Here is a 2,576-nt window from a genome sequence, read left to right on the forward strand (position 1 = left end):
ACCATCAAACCAAAGGCCATAATAACCATACTAGATGCATAACGCTCAAAACCAGCTAGTTCCAAGGCTTCGTCCGTTGGCATAGCCGTCAAATACATCAACAAAATCCCAACGTAATAGGCCACAATCATTACATCTAGCAATACCCAAGTGGCCAATAAACGTCTGAATCGATGAGCAAAAAGACCAAAACCAATCACAGCAACTAGCATGACAAGGTTTAGCCCGATAATGCCACGCGTTGCCAGACTACCAAATTGAAAGACTTCTTTTGTGAAATGGGTTATGATTTCTTGTGCCACATCATCCATATGCCCTGCCAGTATTTGGTCAATTTCTGAAAAAGACACCGCGTGCTTAGCTTTAGACACATTGGTAAAGTTGAGGCTCATGTGTATTTGCCAAAGGAGATAAGGAAGAAAACTAAGTCCTGCGGTCAACAAGGCTGGAAATAGGTTCCACCATCTGATGATTTTGCGCCGTATCAAGCGAACCACAAAAAACAAATAGACAAACAAGGCTATGGCCACAAAGAAAAGTCCACTCACCTTAACAATGCTCAAAAGACCTAAAACCACCAAGGTGTGCAAGGACATCCGCCAAAATTGATTGCGGTAAGCAAAGCAGCCTGCGATTGCTGCTAAAGCCAGCACAGGCAAGAGAAAATCCACCAAAAGATTGTTCAAACGAATGGCAATATTAAAAACATTGAACACAGCAAAAGTGGCAAAAATCATTGCTGAGGGCAAGGCGCGGCGTTCATCACGCAAGGCAGCAAACATGGCATACAAGCCTGACAAGATAAGAACCAATTGCCCTACCAGCATGACACCTTCTGAAAATCCGACAACCTTGGTAAAGAAGTAAATAAATAAAGAACTTCCCACAGGATACGTGTAAAAATCAATGATAGTATCTTGTTGCGTTGGTAGGCTATCATTGATAAATAAAAATTTGACGATACTGCCCCAATGGGTGAAATTATCAAAGTGAAGCAATGACGATTGCAATAAAACTGCACCAAAAAGCAAGAGATAGAGCAACATAGCAAGAGCTGTAAAATCAAGCCCTCTGATGCTATCTTTCTTGGTCATATATCGCCAGATCTGATACATGCTCAAAATAGCACCTAGTCCACAAATACCATAAACCGCTGGCAGCAAAGCATTGAACAAAGCCGCAAGATAAAGCACTAAGGTAATCGCTGAAAAAGTGAATACCCAAGTCAAACGACGGTTCATCTTGAAACGATTGCGAAAAAGATCGGCATAACCAACCATAAAAAAAACAAAGAAAGCAAATCTGACTATCATGCTACCTGACCTTTCCACTCACTCGCCAACTGTTTAAACTGAGGTGTTTTTGCCAAACTAGCTAAATTCGTCACTTGATAAAGGGACTTATTGGCCTCTTTGTCATAAGATACAAAATCCAGTTTCACATCCATGCCTTTATAATCAAAGGTCAATTCCTGCTCCTCATCTGTATCTTGCTTTAACTTACCTACAAAAGTCATGTAATAATAATTGCTATATTGTAATTTGTAAGCCTCCTTACCAATATGCACTATTTCATTGACATTTACTTTAGGGAGAGCCATGCGATCGTAAGGTGTCGCCTCGCGTCTTTCCACCGGCAAACGTCGCAAAATATTTTCCAACAAATCATCCCAAACAGACATCCAAGGATCTCGAACCTGTGGGAGATTGTGGTTGATACGGTCATAGATGTATTGGTAAAACTCGCGTTTTTCTGATTCTGGCACAGACACGAAATGCAAGCCATAAAGCCATTCATTTTCGTCGCTAATAACTCTAACCACTCTCCCCTTAGCTTTGGCTTTATAATCCTGAGATTTCAAGTACAGCGTGATGTCTTTGTCCTTTGGCAAATACAAGGCCAAATCTGTCTTGAAAGAAATCCCCGTTTCTGAAATATCAGCCACATGGACTTGGTAAGCCCAACCGTCCACTTTAATATTGATGGTTTCATCCACTGGAAAACGCACAAAAGCGCGATAAGAAGGACGACCCACGGCACAGAAAATAGCAAAAGTTAAATTGATGATATGATGAATGAGCCAAAAACTAATGACACTACCATAAAACAACTCCGAGCCAAATTTACCATCGTTAAAACGAATGAGCCCATAAACCGATAAGCTCCACAAAATGATATAAGGTAAGGCATACAAGCGCAAGGTCCAAGAATTATCCGAAACTTTTTTAGTCACCTTAAACTTCTTCTCGCTAATTCCAAAAGCCTCTAAGAGAAAAGGGATGGTTAAATAAGGTGCAAAAATCGTTTCCACAATTTCTCCCCAAATCTGTGTGCGGTATTCTTTTGACGCATCACACATCGCCAAACGCGTCAATCCATAAGCCGGAAAACCAAACAAGAGCAAGAGCCAGATATTAGACACCACCACGCGAATATCAAAGGCCGCAAACAAAATCGGTGCCAAAATATATATCATCCGTCTGAAGAAAGACCACCAGTAGAGGTAACTATTGAGGTAAACAACCTTTTGAGCAAAGCTAAATTTTGGATTGAAAAAGATATTGACATTGTAGCTG

The 2,576-nt window shown here is 40.8% G+C and carries 2 protein-coding genes; both read right to left on the reverse strand.

Annotated features, from left to right (window positions below; all coding sequences use genetic code 11):
* Positions 1 to 1,313: hypothetical protein (locus HFK82_RS08630; protein ID WP_168261477.1), on the reverse strand; the 1,313-nt coding region annotated here is incomplete at its 3' end.
* Positions 1,310 to 2,576 (reverse strand): PilZ domain-containing protein (locus HFK82_RS08635; protein WP_206151240.1); only part of this gene is annotated, 1,267 nt, incomplete at its 5' end. The genes HFK82_RS08630 and HFK82_RS08635, both read right to left, overlap by 4 nt.

The organism is Streptococcus alactolyticus, assembly GCF_012277075.1.
Taxonomy (GTDB): Bacteria; Bacillota; Bacilli; order Lactobacillales; family Streptococcaceae; genus Streptococcus; species Streptococcus alactolyticus.